Below are 18,687 nucleotides of genomic sequence, written 5' to 3' on the forward strand. Positions count from 1 at the left end.
ATTATAGCAAGGAGAATTATAGAAATATTCATAAAATATTTGTTTAAAGCACATGCTTTTACACATGTGCTTTTAGATTATTAATTTTAGCAGAACCAATCGCAAAGTGCTACCAAAATTCTTACAACCACTTTGATTATTTTATAAATTAATTTTGCTTTTCCTTTTGCTGCAACTTGTGTATTGCAGTCATCTGGTCTATCATAACTGTTATAGTCTGAAAGTACCTTAGTTTCGTACTTACCAAACTGATTGCCAGCTTTAATGTTGCTATGAACCTCAAGCATAAGGCTTCTCTCATAAGGAGTAAGTTTCGTTGCATCATTATTCTCTACATTTAGAATGAAGACATCGGGCTTTTCGTCATATACTGTTTTTGATACTTCTACTAAGCTCTGCATCCCTGCCTGCTTCATATCGTCTTGTACTTTAGTTTGTGCAAAAGCAAGGCTTCCTGCCATTACCATTACTACGCTTAAAAATTTGATTGATTTTTTCATGATGTTAGTTTTTCTTCTCTATTTAATTATAAATGAATACGGTGAGAGAAGAGATTTTAACCGGATTCATTGATTATTAGTTAATTTTTGAATATTCTTTCGAATGATTAATATTAAGAATGTTGTGTTTATTTGAATATCGTCTGATTAGCAAATCCAATCACATATTTCATCTAAGATTCTAACAATTGCTTTAATAATTTTGATAATCTTCTTTTTATTAAGTTTTGCAGCAGTTTCTTGCGCACAATCTTCCTGTCTGTCATAACTGCTGTGTTGGGAAAGAATCTTTGTTTCATATTTTCCGAATTGATTGCCAGCCTTGATATTATTATGAACTTCCATCATCAAGGTTCTTTCGTAAGCCGTTAGTGTTGTACCATCATTTTTTTCTACATTTAGAATGAAGACATCGGGCTTTTCGTCATATACTGTTTTTGATACTTCTACTAAGCTCTGCATCCCTGCCTGCTTCATATCGTCTTGTACTTTAGTTTGTGCAAAAGCAAGGCTTCCTGCCATTACCATTACTACGCTTAAAAATTTGATTGATTTTTTCATGTTAGTTTTTCTTCTCGATATTATTTGATGTTGTATTTCCAGCGAGAGAAGTATTTTTACCGGAATCATCGTTGCTAATTTTATTTTTTTCCTATTAGGTATTCTCATAATCTTAATCTTTAGCGATTTTAGAGAATTGTCTTAAACCTTACGGGGTTTTTACCACTTATAATACTTTCACATATCTGTTGTCTTTTTATTATTTTAATTTAGTTAATGATTCTCTTTGAATTTAAACCTTACGGGGTTAGATGATTAGTTTTGGTTATTAGTTTTTAGTTTTTAGTCTATTACTTAAAGAAGTTACTCTTCATCGTAAATGTTTTGGATGTAATTAATGTAATTTGAAAATTTATTCATTGGCTATTATTTTTATGGTATCTATTAAAAATAAGCTACATTTAGTTACAGGTTAATACTTATTTGTTTTATCATGGAGATTTTCCTAGTGGGAATTTCATACTGTTAATTTTTGCTGTCCATATAATGTTATTCATTTGAATATTTGTTTTTTAGTTTGTTTTAATTTGATAGTTCAAAAGTATATCGGCTACAAGCAAAAAGAAATTATTTTCGACAGAAACGATTATTTATCCGTTCAGATTTTAATTTTGTACGATGAACTTATTTTTATATATCAAGTAAGAATGTAAATAGAACTTGAAAAAGTAATAAGGGAGAAAAAGAAATGCAGTTAATACTTAGAGCTTCTAATCTTTAAAGTATTGCTGAAAGCTTCTGCAACAGGATGGGTAGACATAGGGCTTGCAATTATGTTGGTGCATGGCGATCCTGTTGTATTATAGTAGATCTCTATTATGGAAGATGTATAGATCTTGATATTTTCTTGATATACTGGTACGGAACACTACTGACTCACAGAGGCTATTGGCTTGCTCTCAGAATAGCTACAAAAAACTGAACTTCTTTAAGTTTCCCGCTTTCCTTATCAATAATGGAGAGTGGCTTTCCTGCATAATCGACATATATCCTATCACCAGATTTGGGATTTATATGCATCATTGGGTTCACACGTAATATAAACCAGATAACAAGTTGTTATTTTGAACCCAAAAATGGTGGTCCATTTATTCGAAATCAATGCTCAACTAGATCGCATTTCCACTGTGGCCTTTCAAGAAGTACTCTCCATAGAAGTCGACAAAGGCAATATATCTTATTCGGCAAAAATCACAGTGAACTTAATATGTCTAAAAACCCGAAAATCGCAACAGTGGTGCTAAAAGCTGACAGCTTTTTTATAATCGTCAAATAATAGAATCTTAACGTCTATTAGGGCGTTTTTATCGATAGCTTTTGTTTTTATTTTGTTTGTGTGGCAATTTTGATCTATAAAACTAATATAACCATGAATAACAAGACTAAAACTCAAGGATCAAAACTATCTATCAACAAAAAAGTAATCAAAAATTATTCAAAGTCAAAAAACATGTATGATTTTGAAACCACCAATCCAACAGGGGTTCCAACAACGTCATCAATATATTAATATATCAATTATGTTAGTAAACTGTAAAATTTTGTCCAGTGACTTTTTGATAAATCAAAAAATTGAGAATTTTATAAAATCTACTCCATTTTTTTATTTGCAAGAAAATAGTAATGATTTCGAAAATAATCAAATTATCTTTTGGGATATAGATACGATTAACATTGATATACTTTTAATCAAAGAAAGAATTACCGAAGGGTCTATTATACTTTTGATATCTTCTTTAATTTCTAAAAGTGTGATATCTGAAATGTTTGGTAGTGAAATTTTTAGAAATATATCGGTTTTAACAAAAAATGTAGCATACTCACAATTTGTTGACGAAGTAAGTCAACTAATTGAAAATAGAGCGTTTAGTCCCTAAATTAAGATATAGATAATGTTTCTATGAAAACTATATTCCTAACAAGCTGAATAATTCATCTTTCTTGTTACTGGCGATAGTAATACTTTTATTATTATTCAATTCAATCATGTTACCAGAAACAGATTTAATAGAAGTAATTTTCACTATAAAGGATCTTTGGACTCTCAAAAATATTGGAGGTATAAGAATAGCTTCCATTGATTTCAAGGTCGCCAGCGTTGTATACGATTCCGTATTGGTTACAATCTTAAGGTAATCACCTAATGCTTCAACATATACTATATCTTCTAATATTATTTTAACAAGCTTTCCATTAGCTTTAATAAAGATTCGGTCTAAAACAGCTTCAGAAGCTATTGCTTTTTTATCTGATGACAAAATTTTTTCTTTTGCTCTGCTAACAGCTTTAAAAAATCGGTCGTAGGCCACAGGTTTTACTAAAAAATCTACAACCCCATTTTCAAACCCATCCAATGCAAAATCTCTATGAGCAGTAATGAAAATTATAGCAGGTTGTTTGGGTAGTGATCGAATAAGATCAATACCGCTTATCTTAGGCATATTGATATCTGTAATAACAATATCTATATCGTGTGAATGAAGATATGCCAATGCGTCGACAGGATCTTCAAAAGAAGCTTTTAAATTTAGAAACGGAACAGTATTTACAAAATTTACAATAAGATCTTTACCTATTGGTTCATCATCAATTACCACACAACGTAATTTTTCGCTCATCTTATGTCTAAGTTTATTGTTAAAGAAACAAAAAAGCTTTTGTTTCTGTCTTCTATTTTTAGTTCGTGGGAATCGGGATAAATTAGATTTAGTCTTTTTTGAGTATTTTTTAATCCTATTCCACCTAAAGCCGTTTTTTTCTTAAATTCCTCTTTATTATTTTCGATTGCAAAGTAAAAAATATAATTCACAATCTTTATAGTTATATGAATAAAATTATTGTTTTTTTCTTGTAATCCATACTTGAATGCATTTTCGATAAAAGTAAAGCAGAGTAGTGGAGCAATCTCTAAATGAGTATCATCGCTTTCAGTAATATCCAACGAAATATCTTTATCAGTAGAATATCGCATCCTTTCCAAGAAAAAATAATTTTTGATAAAATCTAACTCTTTTTGTAGTGGTACTTTTTCAATATTAGATTCATATAACGTGTAAGACATTAGATCTGAAATATTAATAATAGTTTCTGAAGCAAGTGGGTTTTTGCTCACTACTAAACCATAGAGATTATTTAAAGTATTAAAAAGAAAATGGGGGTTTAGTTGAGCTTTAAGAAAGTCTTTTTCAATATTTACATTTTGTAATTCTAAATTTAGATTTTGTTTTTCAATAGAAATAGTTCTACTGTAAAGTCTTGTAGTATCAAACAAAATCTTTATAAAAAATGACGGGGAAAAGGCGTACATAACAATTATAGCATTCGATAAAACATTTTCGACAGATATAGCATCCCAATAGGACTGTTCCGCATTTTTACTTATAATGTTCTTTAAAGGACCGGTATGAATATCAAATCCAAAATAATCTAGAATATAAAATTGTAAATAATTTGTAGTAAGCCACATATAAAATACTAAAGGGCTATATAAGATTATTAAAAGGATTCCCCAGTTTTTCACTTTAAATGCTTTCGGGATGAAGAAGTAGAAAGACAAATAAAAAACCACCATATTATTAATAATCAGACGACCTGTTAATAATACACTGGATTCAGCAGGCAGCGCAGCTTCAATCCAGTAGTTAAAAAACAATAACGACATGAAAAAAAGCCACATCGAAGTATGGAGAATGAATCTTCTAAAAGGAGTATATAAATCGTTAAAATTAATAAGAGAAATCCTTTTTAAAAAAGGATCCAATTCTTTTTCTCTAAAATTCATATCACTATTTTTTTTGATTTAGAACTCTGCTAAAATGTTTCGTTGCGAATGTATATGTCATTAATTCAAGTGCTCTTTGTTCTGAATTAAACCATCTGTTTATACTCATGTGAATGTAACTTGATAGCCTGTCTTTAGAAAGATTCAAATTACTTAGATCGTTATCTCTTTCTGTAAATATACTTTCAAATTTATTATTGTCAAAAAACAAGTTCAAATCATTGCTTAGCTCCCGATATTTTAATTTTAAATGAGTCTTAAATTCTAATGAAAATTCATTTAAAAAGATAATCTCCATTTTTTTACAGAAGTCCAGCTTTTCCTCTAAAGATAATTCAAATAAAGAAAGCCAGGAATCCACATTCTTTACTGCAGCGAATAGTTTAATATTCTCATTTTCAAAAAAATATGGATTGGAAAGTAAATTTAAAATTAACCTACTGTCTGCAAAAAACGCTTTCTCGGTATCTTCTATGTAATCAGGATGATATCTGTTTAATTCTCTATGATACGTATCTAACTGAATATTCCAAATCATTTTCTTTTGAAAATAGCAGTTTAAAATTTCTTGGGTTTTCTGAAGTACATTCGAATATGATTGTTTGTTAACTAGATTTAATCTCAATCTAATATGATGATGGGGATCTGTGTACCGGATGAAAAACGCACTTTTTATAATTTTATTTATTATAAGCTCATCCAAAAGAGGTTTTATTTCACTAGATAAAAGTTCATCTGAAAAGTTAGAATTACAATATATTTTGAAATATAACCATTCACTTCCGGGTAAAAAACTTCTTTGTAGGGTAGAATTGGTTTGAAGATATTTGGCTTCTTTTTTTACTATTTTATTCTGGAGAGGAAGTACTATTTGTTCGCTAAAATTAGAATTTTCGTTAATATTTATAGATTCAGATAATTGTACTATTTTACTATCTTTCAGTTCGGAAATTAGTAATATGAGATATGAGTCATTGCTTGTATCAATAAAAAGTTCATTATCACCTTTAACGAGTACTATAAATTTTGCGACGTTCCATCTTTTAATAAAAACCTTTAATTCTACTAAGGAATCTTTTGATTTTTGAATAGTCTTTATATCATTTTCAAGAAGTATCCAAGTAGCTCTATGTAAAATAATGTTTTTAAATACTATTCTGGGAATAAATCTCTTTTTTGATTTTGTATAGTTGAAATTTAAATTAAAATTATCCTGCTTTTGAAACTGTAATGCACAAAGAAAATTGTAAGCTGAATTATCGCTTCTTTTAAAGTTGTGAGCGTTTGAAAGCCTCGGAATAATTCTCTTATTTAATTTTTTTGATCTTAAAATAATTTCTTCATCGATAATAGATACAAACAGATCACTAAGCAATATCTGCCTTGCATTAGATGAATTTTCACTCAAAATAGTAATTTCATATTCTGAAAGTTGAGGCCTTCTCACAATATTCGCATCTCTTTTTTGTGGAATGTAAACAATTTCTGCAATCAGGACGTCCGGATTATTGATTTCTTCTTGACTTCGTATTTCTTCACACAAGCTTTCTATTTGCTCGTCGAGTAATGCAAATCTTCCTAAAATTGCATTAGGATTCGGATTCGAAATATTTTGGATGAAAAAGTTTTCTTTATAAGGGATTCCAATTATACAGCAGTTTTCTACAGTAAAAGAAAATTCATTCAATATCGATAAATCTTCTTCATGCAATTTGATGACATCTTCCTGCCTTTTTTCTATTAAATTAATTAGAAAATCAAGGTTTAATTTTCCAACATTTTCTGCAAGTTTTTTTTTCTTATTAGCCGTTCCAGCAATTAGAGAATTTGTAGATAAGTTTCCAATCTCTGCTGAGGCAGGGAAGCTTATTCCAAATTCATCATCTAACATTTCTGTAAGTTGAACTTCTTCACAATCATATTTTACTCTAAAAATTCTTTTAAAATGCTCCAGTTCACTATGAGTAGAGTGATTGCTCTTAAAATATGAAAGAATAGAAAGAGATGAATTTATATTTTTAAGCATTCTTTCATCCAACGTAAAAGAACTTTCTTTGGTATGCAATAGATCAACATGAAACAAATGCTTATTATTTATTCCGAAAGGTTTCACCAATGATTTTATTATCTCAATTTCATGTAAAGGCAAATAGCTAACATCTGTGTTTTCTATAATTTTTAAACACTCTTGTATTTCATTAAATATCTCGAGGTATAGTTTCGCAACTGAAACGTTCTCTTCAATTAATCTTTTTAAAGTTTTTACTATGTATTTTATATTGTCTGAGGTAACTTTAATTTGTAATTCATTTACTAAAAATTTGCTTATAATTAATTCATCTAAAAACAAAGAAATTTCTTCAGAATCAAAATTTTCTGTAAAAAAAGCATGAATATCTTCATAGGAAGTTAATTCAGTTGTCTTATATAATTTGCAAAGATGTTCGTTAATTTCTAGAGAAGTCAGTTGAAATTTTTCATCATCCTCTCTTCCTATAGGTTCCTGATATCGATAATAATCTCCAAGTTCGTAAACAGTATTATTTATTTTATAAAAAAGTTTTTTTCTTATCTCAGGATGGTTTTCTATAGATGACTTTAAATCATGCAGGAAATCCATATCAATTCTTGCCCTTCTCCTGAGTTTCGAATCTTCCAGTTCAGCAGTTTTAGTATTTTTCAATGCTACTCCGGCCATTGTTCCATAAGGCGTAGATCTAGTGGTTATTCTGAGTGCATACTTCTTTAATGTATCAATTAATTTTGGAACCTTATCTTTACTTAATATTCCATTTTTATAAGATATAATTAAGTGGTAGAGCTCAGGTGAGCTCCAGTAGATAGAGGCAACAAACCTATCGTTTCTCATCATTTCTTCGACAACAATTTCAAGATTTTTAGTTGCATTGCCATTAAATAATATTTGGGTAAAAAATAAAGGCTTTCTAAGCAGATATTTACCATATGTCTCATGCTTCATATTGATATTCTGGTTCTAGTTTATAATGTTTTCAATATTTAAAAATAGTTTCATCCTATAAAATTAGAATCTGAACGACTAAATAATCGTTTCTGTCGAAATTAATTTCTTTTTGCTTTTAGGTGATATACTTTTGAAGTATGAAATTTAAATAAACAAAAATATAAACTAATAATCTAAAATGAAGACAAAGTTTAAGTCAAGAAATTTTAAAAATCACATTAATTATTGTGTCATGATTAAACCACCATGAAAAATTACGGAATATTAATTCCTAAAATAAAAGAATTATAAGCGATGAAAAGGTAATAGCATCAGATTAGATGATGAGAATGCCAAATTGCTTATCGAAATAAATATTTACCTAGAAAAACTAAACTAAAATAAAGTCTAATATGCAAAATATGCTCTACACAACAGAATTTTTTCACTGACGATTAACCAATAAATAATAAAACCATGAAACTATTATCTTTATTTATGGCGATCCAAGTATCTGCCATATTCTTAACAGAGAATTTTCGGGAATTTTCTCTAACTTCAGCTATTAGTCTGATAAGTTTAATTTCATTTTCCGGAGTTTTTATTCAAAATATCCTTAACTATAAAAAGTGATAATTATGAATACAAAACATATAGCCATTGGATTCTTTTTTGCTGGTGCAACCTTATTTCCAGCTCAAGCATTATCAAGTCTAGACAAAGGTCTTGTAATAGGAAATATTTTGATACAAGGTTACCAGGCCATCAAAGGAAACGGAAAGAAAGCTCCAGATCCGACAGCAAAAACAGTAGATAGTTTTTGTTTTAAAAACAAAATGGAGGAGAAAATCACTATTAAACTGTCTGGAAAGCACGAGGATGAAACTGTTACCAAAGAATTAGTGATACAGAAAGATGGGAAAGAGTGTACCTACAATCTACCGAAAGCCATCTATCAGTATGAAATTTTACTTTCAAGTAAGGATGTTTACAAGAAAGGTGAATATAATGTTTATGAAGAGTCTATTATGACCATAAACCATGACTAAAATGAATCCGGCTCACAATCTTTTGTGAACCGGATTTTATTTGCTAAATATAATTGTAATCTTCCCCAAAAATCGGAGCATTTAAAAATATAGTTTTTAAATTTAGATTTGTGAGCATTGCGTCAATAATCCGGTAGATGCGTTTTTGTCTTCTTCTTCTTCTTCTTCTTCTATTTGCTCAATTAGTAGAAGTCTTCCCTCAATTTGGTGCGAGCGTCCCGCTCGTACCTATTAAATAGAAGAAAACGCTTATTGTAAAAGGTTAGATTTTTTGTTTTTTTATAGCACAGATAAGTTTTTATTAAAGAAGTTTAGAAATATACAAATAGACGTGTTATGAACTAAGCTTTCCAATTGGATTGAATAGCCATCGTGGTAAGTATTAGATATAATATTAATAGTCTGTTCATCATTAAAATTCGGGAAAGCTTCCACAGGGATTTTTAATACTTCAGATTTTTTGAAACAACGAATAACCAATCACATCCTCTTGTTCTAGTAAATAAATTTTCTTTTGATCCCATTCCCCAAGTCTAGAGCTAAAGCTTCTTGCTTGATTCCAAGCATCTCTCTGAAACGTTTTACATTGCGTCCTTCATGTATTTTCTGCTCATACTTTAAACAAAAAAAGAAACCCACGCCGTTGTATAAACCGGAAAAAGTATTTAGTTTCCGGTATTTAGTGAGTGTTCAAAACCTCACTCTACGGGTTTACAAGCACCCTCGTTATTTTTTTTAACTATCCCGCTCTGCGAAGTTTGTAACTTCGCAGCAGATAATAAAAAAACCATCGTAATTGCGGTGGGGTTTTTGTGTTTTATAGTGTAGTAATTTTCTACGAGTATGTTTTTTTAGCTTTATAATCTCTGATTGTAAGGTCAAGAAATCTTTTGATCAGAGCTTTGTCTTCCTCGTTCATTTCCTGTATGACTTCAAACTTTTTCAGAAGTTCTTTATCTTTAATAGAAACCGTTTCATCGTTGTAAAGCATCGCTTGAAATTCCTAAAGCATCGGCAATATTTTTAAGTGCATCTGCTGGCAGAATACTGCTTCCTAAGTCGTAACGAGAAAGGCTTTTATTATTCACTTGAGACTTTTCTGCAAGTTCCGCTTGCGAAAGTCCTTTTTGTTGTCTATATAATCTTATACGCTCTGTAATGGTCATAAGTGAGATTTTCAAGAATTAAACATCTTATTTAAAACTTATTATATTTTTTTATACGTCAAGTTTTGTCGCAATACCATTTTAGCTTTGCAGTACAAATTACATAATGATCAAATTTGTATCAAACAATTGTGATATGTGTTAAAAAAAGTTAAATTCGCAAAAAAGTAATAACCAACCCAAATCATGAATAAATTATACATGAGTGCATTCCTTATATGCACAACTGCTGTACTGTGTGCTCAGGATGTGGTATGGCAGAAAGATATTAAATCCTCCACACAGGATTTCCTCTCTCAGGTCACTACAACCATCGATCAGCAGTATCTCATCACAGGAAGCTCGATCCAATCTAAAAAGATCACTTCCGAAAACAAACAAAACAACGGCTACGATTTTCACTTGGTAAAACTCAACCAGCAGGGTGAGGAAGTCTGGGAAAAGTATTTTTCAGGACAGAATCATGATTTTTTATCAGCAACGGTTTCCACACAGGAAGGAGGATTCCTGCTAGCCGGAACTTCTTATTCAGCAAAAGGTTTAGATAAAAAAGAAGCTTCCAAAGGAGGATCGGATATTTGGCTGATCCGAATCAATGAATTCGGTGATGAGCTATGGCAAAAAACTTTGGGATCGGCTCAGGATGAAGAAGTAAGAGCAGTGATTCAGACTGCAGACTTAGGATTTTTTGTAGCAGGAAGCATTCAAAATGCACCGAAAGGTTATGGTTCAAAAGATGTTCTCATTTCAAAACTAGATAAAAACGGAAAAGAAGTTTCACAACTGATTGTAGGAGGAAAAGGTCTTGATGAAGTGGAGAAAATGATTCCCACTTTAGACGGAGGTGCCCTATTGGGGATCTACTCAAGAAGTACTGCCGGCGGATCAAAGAAAACAGAGAATTTCGGTGAAGGAGATTACTGGATTGTAAAACTGAATAAAGAAGGAAAAGTAGAATGGGAAAAGAACTACGGCGGTAAAGCGGATGACCACATCAAAACGTTAGCTCTGACTTCTACGGGATATATTATCGGAGGAAGCTCAAGATCCGATAGGTCAGGAAACAAAACCACAGGCATTGAAGAAGGCACTGATATTTGGTTGATCTCTCTAAATGACAGGGGCGAAGAAATCTGGCAGAAATCTTACAACTTTAAAAACAGGGATGTTCTGATGGGCATGAACGTGATTAAAACCGGAGACGATAAAAGCTTAAAAGGAATTTTATTGGGAGGTTATACTCAGGCAGAGGGAAGAATTGAAGCAGATGATGAAACCTTCTGGATGTTGTATCTGAATCAGGATGGCAACGAGCAGTGGAGAAAGCATGTGAAAGGAGAATCCAGAAAGAAGGAAGAGAGACTAGCTGATATTAAGTTGAACAGAGACGGTTCGATTATTCTGGCAGGAACCAGTGCAGAGGAATTGGGAAAAGAAAACTGGAAGATTGTTAAGTTGGGAGACAAACAATTGGATCAGTTGATTGAAAAGCAGGATATCAAGATTTATCCGAATCCGGTATCTGATTACTGCTATGTAGAGATTGGATTTGAATTCAAGGACGCTGATATCACGCTATACGATATGGGTGGAAGGCAGCTGCAAACAGTGAAAACCAAGAATAAAGTAACAAAAATCAATACACAGAATCTGATTCAGGGAGCTTATCTGATAACCATAAAAACGGATACTGAGAAAACTGCTAACGCTAAGTTGATTAAAAAGTAACATGATGAAAAAATTAGGAAAATTATTCATATTTAGTATAGGTTTGATACAGGGAGAAGCTTATGCACAAAGCCAAACTTCCCTACCTCCTTCTACTGCATCTTTTCAAAACTATGTAAATGCGGGAGCGTCACCTGCTACGGGAGTTCCTTCTGTAAATTTCCCCTTATATAGTTTGGAAAGTTCAGATCCCGGTTTCCCTGTCTCTGTCTCATTATCTTATCATCCATACAATACATTAAATTCGCCTGGTGACGAGGTAGGACAAGGATGGACATTGTTTAAAGGAGGAAGCGTCAACAGGGCAATCATAGGAGATGTTGATGAGACTAAAAATATTACTGATATTACAGAAATGGAAGCTGATATTTTTTATTATAACATTCCCGGATACTCAGGAAAATTCAATATCCACAAAAGTAATACCACAAATGATCTTGTACTCAATAATATTTCAGGATCAAAATTAAAGATTGAGTACACAAGAGATATAAGCAGTACTAAACTGATTATTAATTCATTTAAGATTACGGATGATAAAGGCTATCAGTATTTCTTTAATGATTACAATATCGGAACTCATTCTACAAGCGGCGGAACCAGAAATCATAAGTCAGGATTTGAACTTACACAAATAAAAGATGCCGGAAATCATGAAGTTGTCAACTATACTTATGATAAAAAAATAAGATACGTAGGAACTAATTCTACTGTATATAAATACTTGTATTGTAAATTAAAAGATGTAATAACTACCAAAGGAAGAATATCGTTTTTGTACGGTTACGATCAGTATTTGGATAATCAGCAATATACTGAAAGCGATCCTTATCCACTTAATAATTTTTCTTTATTTAATAAGCAGGGACTAATGATTTCAAGATATGAACTGATCTACGGCGGTATTCAAAGTGACTCAAGAAGATCTCTTATGATCATGAAGAAACTAAACAAGAATCTTGAAGTACATGAACGAACAGATTTTGAATACATTGGTCAGGATATTACATCATCTTTATCATCATCCAACTACCTATGCAGTACTAGTGGTAGCTCTAACTACATACCTAATAGCGGGATTTTAAAAAAAATAACTTTTCCTACGAAAGGATATATACTTTATGAGTTTGAAGCCAGCCAAATCTATATAGACAAAAGCAGCCTCGATTACACCGGCTATAATTACATTGCAGATCCTACAGTTCAATACTACGCTGAAAATATCATCCCATACAACACCGCAAACTCTCTGAATTATACATTTCAGGTTACTGGAAATCAAAGCAACAAATATCCGGTATATTTATTCAATGAATCTAATCATGACGGTATTATAGACGACTTTGACCCGAATAATCCTCCACCGATCTTTACTTTTAACGTGAAAAATTCAAGTGGAACAGTAATGGTGAAGCAAAGTAGTACTGATTGCAATCCACCGGCCTACCAACTTTATCCCGGTACTTACACTATAAATACTAATACGGCACCTGATGACGGAAATTTCAAGGTTTACCAGATAGCGTCATTACCTTTGCCTTATCCAAATAAAGGTGCAGTCAATGTTGGAGCAAGGATAAAAACTATAACTTCATATGATGCTGACGGATCTCTTGTAAAGACAAAAAAATATGAGTATAGTTCTTTCTCAAACTCTAACGATGAAACCGGTTATGTTTATGATTCTGAGATCAGTGATCCCAATTCTTTATCGATATCCCAATTCGTATTGTATAAAAACGTAAAAGAAACTGAAGTTTCAGGAAACAAGAATAACGGATCTGTACAATACACCTATAAAATACCAGATGATTACACGGATGCCAGCGGAAATTATCTCTATTTTAATCTCACCAGTAATGGTCTTTTGGAAAAAAAGGAAATCAGAAACAGTAGTAATCAGCTACAAGAAAAAACCGAATATCTTAATACAATAAGTAATATTCCGGGTGCTTCAGGACACGCACTGTCGAGTTTCTATTCTTACATTCCCGGGTACATACAGCAATCTATCGAAACAAGAACAATAAAACGAGGTTCTTCAGATTTCATAACTACACAAGAAACAACCTTCAGCCCGAACAACTTTCAGCAGGTTAGTTCAAAGGTAACCACTCATAATGGAGATATACAGGAATCGACGACAAAATATGCACAGGATCTTTCAGATACTCGACTGATCAATGCCAATATGATCTCCGTTCCTCTTGAAACGGTTGTAAAGGAAAATGGTGATATCCTTTCGACAAGCAAGACAATATTTGGCAACAGTGTTTACTTTTACCCCACTTCAGTTGTGACTACAGATCTTGCACAGAATCCTGAAACCCAGCTCACTTTTGATCTGTATGATGATAAAGGGAATCTTGTACAGGTTACTAATAAAGCAGGAGTAAGCACGACAACAATCTGGGGCTACCACAAGACTCTGCCTATTGCAGAGATCGTGGGAGCAAAATACGGTGATATTTCTTCGCTGTCAGTTGTTACCAATGCTGTTACCGCTTCGGATGCAGATGCAGATAACGGCAATAACGAACCTGCGCTTCTGACCGCTTTAAACAATTTGCGTTTAAACAGTGCTTTGCATCAATACCCAATAACCGTTTACACTTATGATCCTTTGGTAGGAGTTACTAACTCAATTTCCGGAAACGGGATCAAAGTGTCATACAGTTACGATGCAGCAGGAAGACTAAGCACGGTAAAAGACAGCAACGGAAAAGTGCTTAAAGAAAACCAGTACAATTACAAACACTAAACCATGAAAAGAAATTTAAATATATTCCTGCTGCTGTTGCCAACGTTGTTGACGTATGCCCAGAGCAATCAGTTTTCTGCTAATGAAAACTATGTTTACACCAAAAACTGCCTTAATGAAGACTGCAGCAAAAAGTCCGAAGCCATAGAGTATTCAGACGGACTCGGAAGAGCAAAGCAGGTCATCAGTATTAAAGCGACTCCACTGGGCAGAGATATTGTAACCCCTATCGACTATGACGACTTCGGAAGAAATCTAAAATCCTATCTTCCGATTCCGCAGAACCAGACGCAGAACGGAGCGATCTATGCTAATCCGCATACGAATGCTCCACAGAGCTATGGTACAGATATCTATTATTACAGCTCTTCCACAGTTGAAAGCTCGCCCATCGGAAAACCTCTTTCTTCGAAAAAGCCTGGGGCAGATTACCAGTCTCACAGTATAACGTATGCTTATGAGGTAAATGCCGCTTCCGATGTAAAGCTCTACACTGTACAGACCACATGGCAAAACGGAGCAACGAAAGATGTGATTACACCCGCTGCCCATTATGCCGCAGGGCAGCTTTTCAAAAATTCTGTAACCGATGTAGACGGCAACGTTACTACAGAGTTTGTGAACGGAAAAGGACAGACGGTAATGGTAAGAAAAGCAGGAAACCCAAATTCTGACACCTATTATATATACAACAAATACAGTCAGTTGGTGGCAGTGGTTCCGCCGCTTGCCAATGCTCTTGTTATTGATGAAACAACACTCAATAACCTTTGCTATCAGTATAAATATGATGCTAAAGGAAGACAGGTAGAAAAAAAGCTTCCCGGGAAAGGTTGGGAATATATGGTGTATGATAAGCTTGATCGTGTGGTGATGACTCAGGATGCCAATATGGGAAGTTCTAAAAAATGGTTATTTACAAAGTTCGATAAGTATGGAAGAACCGTCTTTACCGGAATTTTTACAAGTACCAATAGCTACAGTAGTGCAGAAAGACAGGCAGAACAGAACCAACTGAATGGTGCAACAACATACTATGAAAGCAGAAGTACAGGAGGTTTTGCCGCTACAGGGGAAACGGCTTATTATACCAACACAGTTTATCCTACTTCATTTTCACAAATCCTATCAATCAACTATTACGATACCTACCCACAGGGAAGCCCGGCGAGACCTACCTCTGTTTTTGGAAAAACAACTATCAGCGATGATCTTAGCCAGAACATCAATACCAAAAATCTTCCCACAGCTTCTTATGTAAAAAACCTTGAGAATGACAACTGGACGAAATCTTACTCATGGTATGATGAAAAATCGAGAATGGTGGGCACCTATTCTATAAACCACTTAGGAGGTTATACTAAAACAGAATCTGATCTTGACTTTGCGGGTGTACCTCAGACTACTAAAGCGTATCATAAGAGACTGGCATCGGATGCCGAAAAAGTGATTACCCAGACTTTTGAATACGACGGCCAGAACCGTCTGAAAAAACAATACCATCAGATCGCAGGTCAGCCTGCGGCAGAATTATTGTCGGATAACAGCTATAACGAACTTTCCCAACTTTCCAGTAAGGCTGTAGGTGGTGGATTGGAAATAGTAAGTTATACTTACAACATCAGAGGCTCTCTACTTAAAATTAATGATCCTTCTAACCTCGGAACAAAACTTTTCGGATATGAGCTGAACTACTACGCTCCGGCAAGCAATGCCAGCGGAAGAAGAAGCGGAAACGTAGAAGAAGCAATCTGGAAAAGCGCACAGGACGGCATAACGAAAAAATATACCTACCGGTATGATGCGCTGAACAGAATGACCTCGGGAGTCTATACCGAACCGGGAGCTGCTCTGCCAAAAGATAATTTTTACAACGAAGTTCTTACCTATGATCTGGGAGGAAACATAAGTACCCTAAAAAGAACAGGTGGAGGAATCGGTTCAATTGCAAAAGAGATCGATGATCTTACTTATGCTTATGTAGGCAATAAGCTTCAGACTGTAACTGATTCCAAAGACAATCTTTCAGGCTATCCGACAGGTGGAAATATTTTTGAGTATGACCTTAACGGAAATATGACCAAGCAACAAGATAAAGGGATTTCGAATATCGCTTATAATCTGCTTGACCTACCTTCAACTGTTACCCAAAAAAGCAATGCCATCCAATACCTTTACCGGGCAGACGGAAGCAAGCTTAGAAAAACAAGTTCTGGTGTAACGACAGATTACGTTGATGGTTTTCAATATGAAGAAGGGGTATTAAAATTTGTACCGACAGCTGAAGGATATTTCAATTTTGAAAATAATAAGTATATTTACAATTATACAGACCACTTAGGAAATATCAGATTGAGTTACACTAAGAACGGTTCTGTAGCGGCGATCATTGAAGAAAGTAACTTTTATCCTTACGGGATGAAGCAGGAGAATACATTACAAACTAATCCTGCTTACAACTACGAACACAGCGGTAAAGAGTTCCAAAAGGAAACCGGATGGAGTGATTTTGGAGCCAGAATGTACATGGCTGATATTGGACGTTGGGGTGTAATTGATCCTCTCGCAGAAACTACAACCAGAATAAACCCTTATAATTATGCGCTTGATAACCCTATAAGTTTTATAGATCCTGATGGAAGGAAAGCAATGGCAATAGAAGATAGATTTACTTGGAATGTTGCACCGGACAGCGGATGGTTTGGTTCAAGAAGGGATTATAAATATGGTGCTTTTGAAGAGTTTGTGAAAATTACTTCTATTTATGAAAGAGAAAGAGGCGGCGCTGGTGGCGTTAATCTTGCAGGTACAGAAGCAACGTACGATGAAGTAATGGTTTTTCTTGGGTTAAAACAACCAGATTATTTCGCAGGTATTGATTTTTCGCAGTTTGGTAGTGAAAATTCAAACAATCAAAGAATAACAAGAAAACAGAGTTTAGCAGCAATACAAAAACAATATCCCAGATTCTATAAAGTTTTAGCTAAATTACACGATTTTTTAGACGCTAACCCTAAAATTTTATCATCATTGTCAGAAGATACAGGACTTACCAAAGCACAAGTTTTAAATTTTTTGGATGTAAATAGTGCTGAAGGACCTGTATATATGTTTAAAAAAATGAATAATTTAGGAGAAGTAGGACACTTAAGTGTTACAAGTATTAATTATGATTTAATAAGAACATTTGAAACCTTACAAACAAATTCATATGTTCAAGGTACATCATTTTTATTAGGTATTACGGTTTTACATGAATTTGTGCATTGGGGTAGAACCAAATCTCATTTACCATATCGAGCACCAACTAATAAATGGAATATTTCGGATTATGGTTCCTTTTGGGAACAAAAAAATTTTAATATGACAACTGGAATTAATCAGGCAACAGTTAATTTATCTAATCAATATGGCTGGAAGTTTTAAATTTTTAAAAATTAGTTTGTTATTATGCTTCTTTGTAGGATGTAATAATTTCAAAGAAGAAGAAACTGGAAAAAAAATTATTAATGATAATATAAATTTATTTATTTCTAATTTATATGGAGTACCTTCAAGACATACACCTCTTTTTATAATAAAGGAGGTGGGTGGCAATGATTTTATTAAAGACCATTGTGAATCTATAATAGAAATGGATAGTCTAAATTTGAAAGATAATTGCAAGAAAGATTTATATGAATTAATAAATAAAGAAGGCTATAAAATTAGTGGAAACACAAAATTTATTTCTTTTAATTTAAATAATCTATCCAACAAAAGTAATTTTAAACTAAAAACTGTTGAAGCAAACATTAATCAAAAGGAATATATAGAATTAAGTTTTTCAAATTTTTTCATTAATAAAAACAAGTCTTTTATTATAGTGCAAGAGTGTGATGTTTATAAAGGGAGAATAGAGGGAAAAGTTGATGTTTATTATTTTGAGAAGAAAAATTCCAAATGGATTTACATAAAAAAAGTAATGTTACTAACGGCCTAAACATTATAATAAAAATAAGAGTATGTAATTCCTACTCTCTTTTATTTTTATGGATATTGAGTTTTGCATTTCACTAGATCAAACTCAGATACTGTTTAGATAAGCAGAACGAGGTCTTTAGATTTAAATGCCACCCTGCTACCTCAATCTATGACAAAATCCACATAAAATTGCTAAAATTACGATGCAAATTTGTA

General features: G+C 33.0%; 14 protein-coding genes and 1 pseudogene. 6 read left to right on the forward strand and 9 right to left on the reverse strand.

All coding sequences use genetic code 11. From position 1 onward, the window contains the following. Positions 1-86 precede the first annotated feature (86 nt). The 3 genes from AR685_RS11690 to AR685_RS18125 form a co-directional block, all read right to left on the reverse strand. Positions 87-500: a hypothetical protein gene (locus AR685_RS11690; protein WP_059124673.1), complete on the reverse strand. Its 414-nt coding sequence runs from the start codon at positions 498-500 to the stop codon at positions 87-89. Between the two features lie 147 nt (positions 501-647). Then, positions 648-1,061 carry a hypothetical protein gene (locus AR685_RS11695; protein ID WP_131777618.1) on the reverse strand — a complete coding sequence of 138 codons (414 nt, stop codon included), beginning with the start codon at positions 1,059-1,061 and terminating at the stop codon, positions 648-650. Between the two features lie 885 nt (positions 1,062-1,946). Further along, complete coding sequence (locus AR685_RS18125; RefSeq protein ID WP_165592810.1) at positions 1,947-2,084, reverse strand: hypothetical protein; 138 nt, start codon at positions 2,082-2,084, stop codon at positions 1,947-1,949. Positions 2,085-2,515: 431 nt separating this feature from the next. On the opposite strand from AR685_RS18125, the gene AR685_RS11700 reads away from it, so the two are divergent. Continuing rightward, positions 2,516-2,938, forward strand: a complete 423-nt coding sequence (locus AR685_RS11700; RefSeq protein ID WP_059124675.1) for a hypothetical protein — start codon at positions 2,516-2,518, stop codon at positions 2,936-2,938. Positions 2,939-2,968: 30 nt separating this feature from the next. On the opposite strand, the gene AR685_RS11705 is transcribed toward AR685_RS11700, so the two are convergent. The 3 genes from AR685_RS11705 to AR685_RS11715 are packed head-to-tail and all read right to left on the reverse strand — an operon-like array spanning position 2,969 to position 7,822. Next, positions 2,969-3,679 (reverse strand): LytR/AlgR family response regulator transcription factor, encoded by a 711-nt coding sequence (locus AR685_RS11705; RefSeq protein WP_059124676.1) that lies wholly within the window; start codon positions 3,677-3,679, stop codon positions 2,969-2,971. Next, complete coding sequence (locus AR685_RS11710) at positions 3,676-4,842, reverse strand: sensor histidine kinase (RefSeq protein WP_059124677.1); 1,167 nt, start codon at positions 4,840-4,842, stop codon at positions 3,676-3,678. Before AR685_RS11710 ends, AR685_RS11705 begins: the two co-directional genes overlap by 4 nt. Before the next feature lie 4 nt (positions 4,843-4,846). Then, a complete protein-coding gene (locus AR685_RS11715; RefSeq protein WP_059124678.1) occupies positions 4,847-7,822 on the reverse strand; it encodes a lantibiotic dehydratase in 2,976 nt (991 codons plus the stop codon). 620 nt (positions 7,823-8,442) lie between these two features. Between AR685_RS11715 and AR685_RS11720 the strand changes: the two genes are divergently transcribed. Beyond that, positions 8,443-8,853, forward strand: a complete 411-nt coding sequence (locus AR685_RS11720; RefSeq protein ID WP_059124679.1) for a hypothetical protein — start codon at positions 8,443-8,445, stop codon at positions 8,851-8,853. Positions 8,854-9,222: 369 nt separating this feature from the next. Here AR685_RS11720 and AR685_RS18265 read toward each other — a convergent pair. From AR685_RS18265 to AR685_RS11725, 3 genes and pseudogenes are all read right to left on the reverse strand, one after another. Then, positions 9,223-9,420 (reverse strand): annotated as a pseudogene (locus AR685_RS18265) (XRE family transcriptional regulator); the annotation flags it as partial. A 268-nt stretch (positions 9,421-9,688) separates the two neighbouring features. Beyond that, positions 9,689-9,844 carry a hypothetical protein gene (locus tag AR685_RS18130; RefSeq protein ID WP_165592811.1) on the reverse strand — a complete coding sequence of 52 codons (156 nt, stop codon included), beginning with the start codon at positions 9,842-9,844 and terminating at the stop codon, positions 9,689-9,691. After that, complete coding sequence (locus AR685_RS11725) at positions 9,828-10,019, reverse strand: helix-turn-helix domain-containing protein (RefSeq protein WP_059124680.1); 192 nt, start codon at positions 10,017-10,019, stop codon at positions 9,828-9,830. Before AR685_RS11725 ends, AR685_RS18130 begins: the two co-directional genes overlap by 17 nt. A gap of 186 nt (positions 10,020-10,205) precedes the next feature. Here AR685_RS11725 and AR685_RS11730 point away from each other — a divergent pair, with 186 nt between their 5' ends. Genes AR685_RS11730 through AR685_RS11745 form a run of 4 tightly spaced genes read left to right on the forward strand, consistent with a single transcriptional unit; the run spans position 10,206 to position 18,490 of the window. After that, on the forward strand, positions 10,206-11,747 hold the full coding sequence (locus AR685_RS11730) for a T9SS type A sorting domain-containing protein (RefSeq protein ID WP_059124681.1): 1,542 nt from the start codon (positions 10,206-10,208) through the stop codon (positions 11,745-11,747). A 4-nt stretch (positions 11,748-11,751) separates the two neighbouring features. Further along, a complete protein-coding gene (locus AR685_RS11735) occupies positions 11,752-14,508 on the forward strand; it encodes an RHS repeat domain-containing protein (protein WP_131777619.1) in 2,757 nt (918 codons plus the stop codon). A 3-nt stretch (positions 14,509-14,511) separates the two neighbouring features. Then, positions 14,512-17,934: a DUF6443 domain-containing protein gene (locus tag AR685_RS11740; protein WP_059124683.1), complete on the forward strand. Its 3,423-nt coding sequence runs from the start codon at positions 14,512-14,514 to the stop codon at positions 17,932-17,934. After that, the gene (locus AR685_RS11745; RefSeq protein ID WP_059124684.1) at positions 17,918-18,490 is read left to right on the forward strand and encodes a hypothetical protein; all 573 of its coding nucleotides are present in this window, start codon (positions 17,918-17,920) and stop codon (positions 18,488-18,490) included. Before AR685_RS11740 ends, AR685_RS11745 begins: the two co-directional genes overlap by 17 nt. The last annotated feature ends 197 nt before the right edge of the window (positions 18,491-18,687 follow it).

This window comes from Chryseobacterium sp. JAH (assembly GCF_001507335.1).
GTDB lineage: Bacteria > Bacteroidota > Bacteroidia > Flavobacteriales > Weeksellaceae > Chryseobacterium.

Coding starts and splice junctions, on each gene's coding strand:
- AR685_RS11690 (WP_059124673.1), bottom strand. CDS start 500: ATGAAAAAATCAATCAAATTTTTAAGCGTAGTAATGGTAATGGCAGGA.
- AR685_RS18125 (WP_165592810.1), bottom strand. CDS start 2,084: ATGATGCATATAAATCCCAAATCTGGTGATAGGATATATGTCGATTAT.
- AR685_RS11705 (WP_059124676.1), bottom strand. CDS start 3,679: ATGAGCGAAAAATTACGTTGTGTGGTAATTGATGATGAACCAATAGGT.
- AR685_RS11700 (WP_059124675.1), top strand. CDS start 2,516: ATGATTTTGAAACCACCAATCCAACAGGGGTTCCAACAACGTCATCAA.
- AR685_RS11725 (WP_059124680.1), bottom strand. CDS start 10,019: ATGACCATTACAGAGCGTATAAGATTATATAGACAACAAAAAGGACTT.
- AR685_RS11710 (WP_059124677.1), bottom strand. CDS start 4,842: ATGAATTTTAGAGAAAAAGAATTGGATCCTTTTTTAAAAAGGATTTCT.
- AR685_RS11735 (WP_131777619.1), top strand. CDS start 11,752: ATGAAAAAATTAGGAAAATTATTCATATTTAGTATAGGTTTGATACAG.
- AR685_RS11715 (WP_059124678.1), bottom strand. CDS start 7,822: ATGAAGCATGAGACATATGGTAAATATCTGCTTAGAAAGCCTTTATTT.
- AR685_RS11740 (WP_059124683.1), top strand. CDS start 14,512: ATGAAAAGAAATTTAAATATATTCCTGCTGCTGTTGCCAACGTTGTTG.
- AR685_RS11730 (WP_059124681.1), top strand. CDS start 10,206: ATGAATAAATTATACATGAGTGCATTCCTTATATGCACAACTGCTGTA.
- AR685_RS18130 (WP_165592811.1), bottom strand. CDS start 9,844: ATGCTTTACAACGATGAAACGGTTTCTATTAAAGATAAAGAACTTCTG.
- AR685_RS11720 (WP_059124679.1), top strand. CDS start 8,443: ATGAATACAAAACATATAGCCATTGGATTCTTTTTTGCTGGTGCAACC.
- AR685_RS11695 (WP_131777618.1), bottom strand. CDS start 1,061: ATGAAAAAATCAATCAAATTTTTAAGCGTAGTAATGGTAATGGCAGGA.
- AR685_RS11745 (WP_059124684.1), top strand. CDS start 17,918: ATGGCTGGAAGTTTTAAATTTTTAAAAATTAGTTTGTTATTATGCTTC.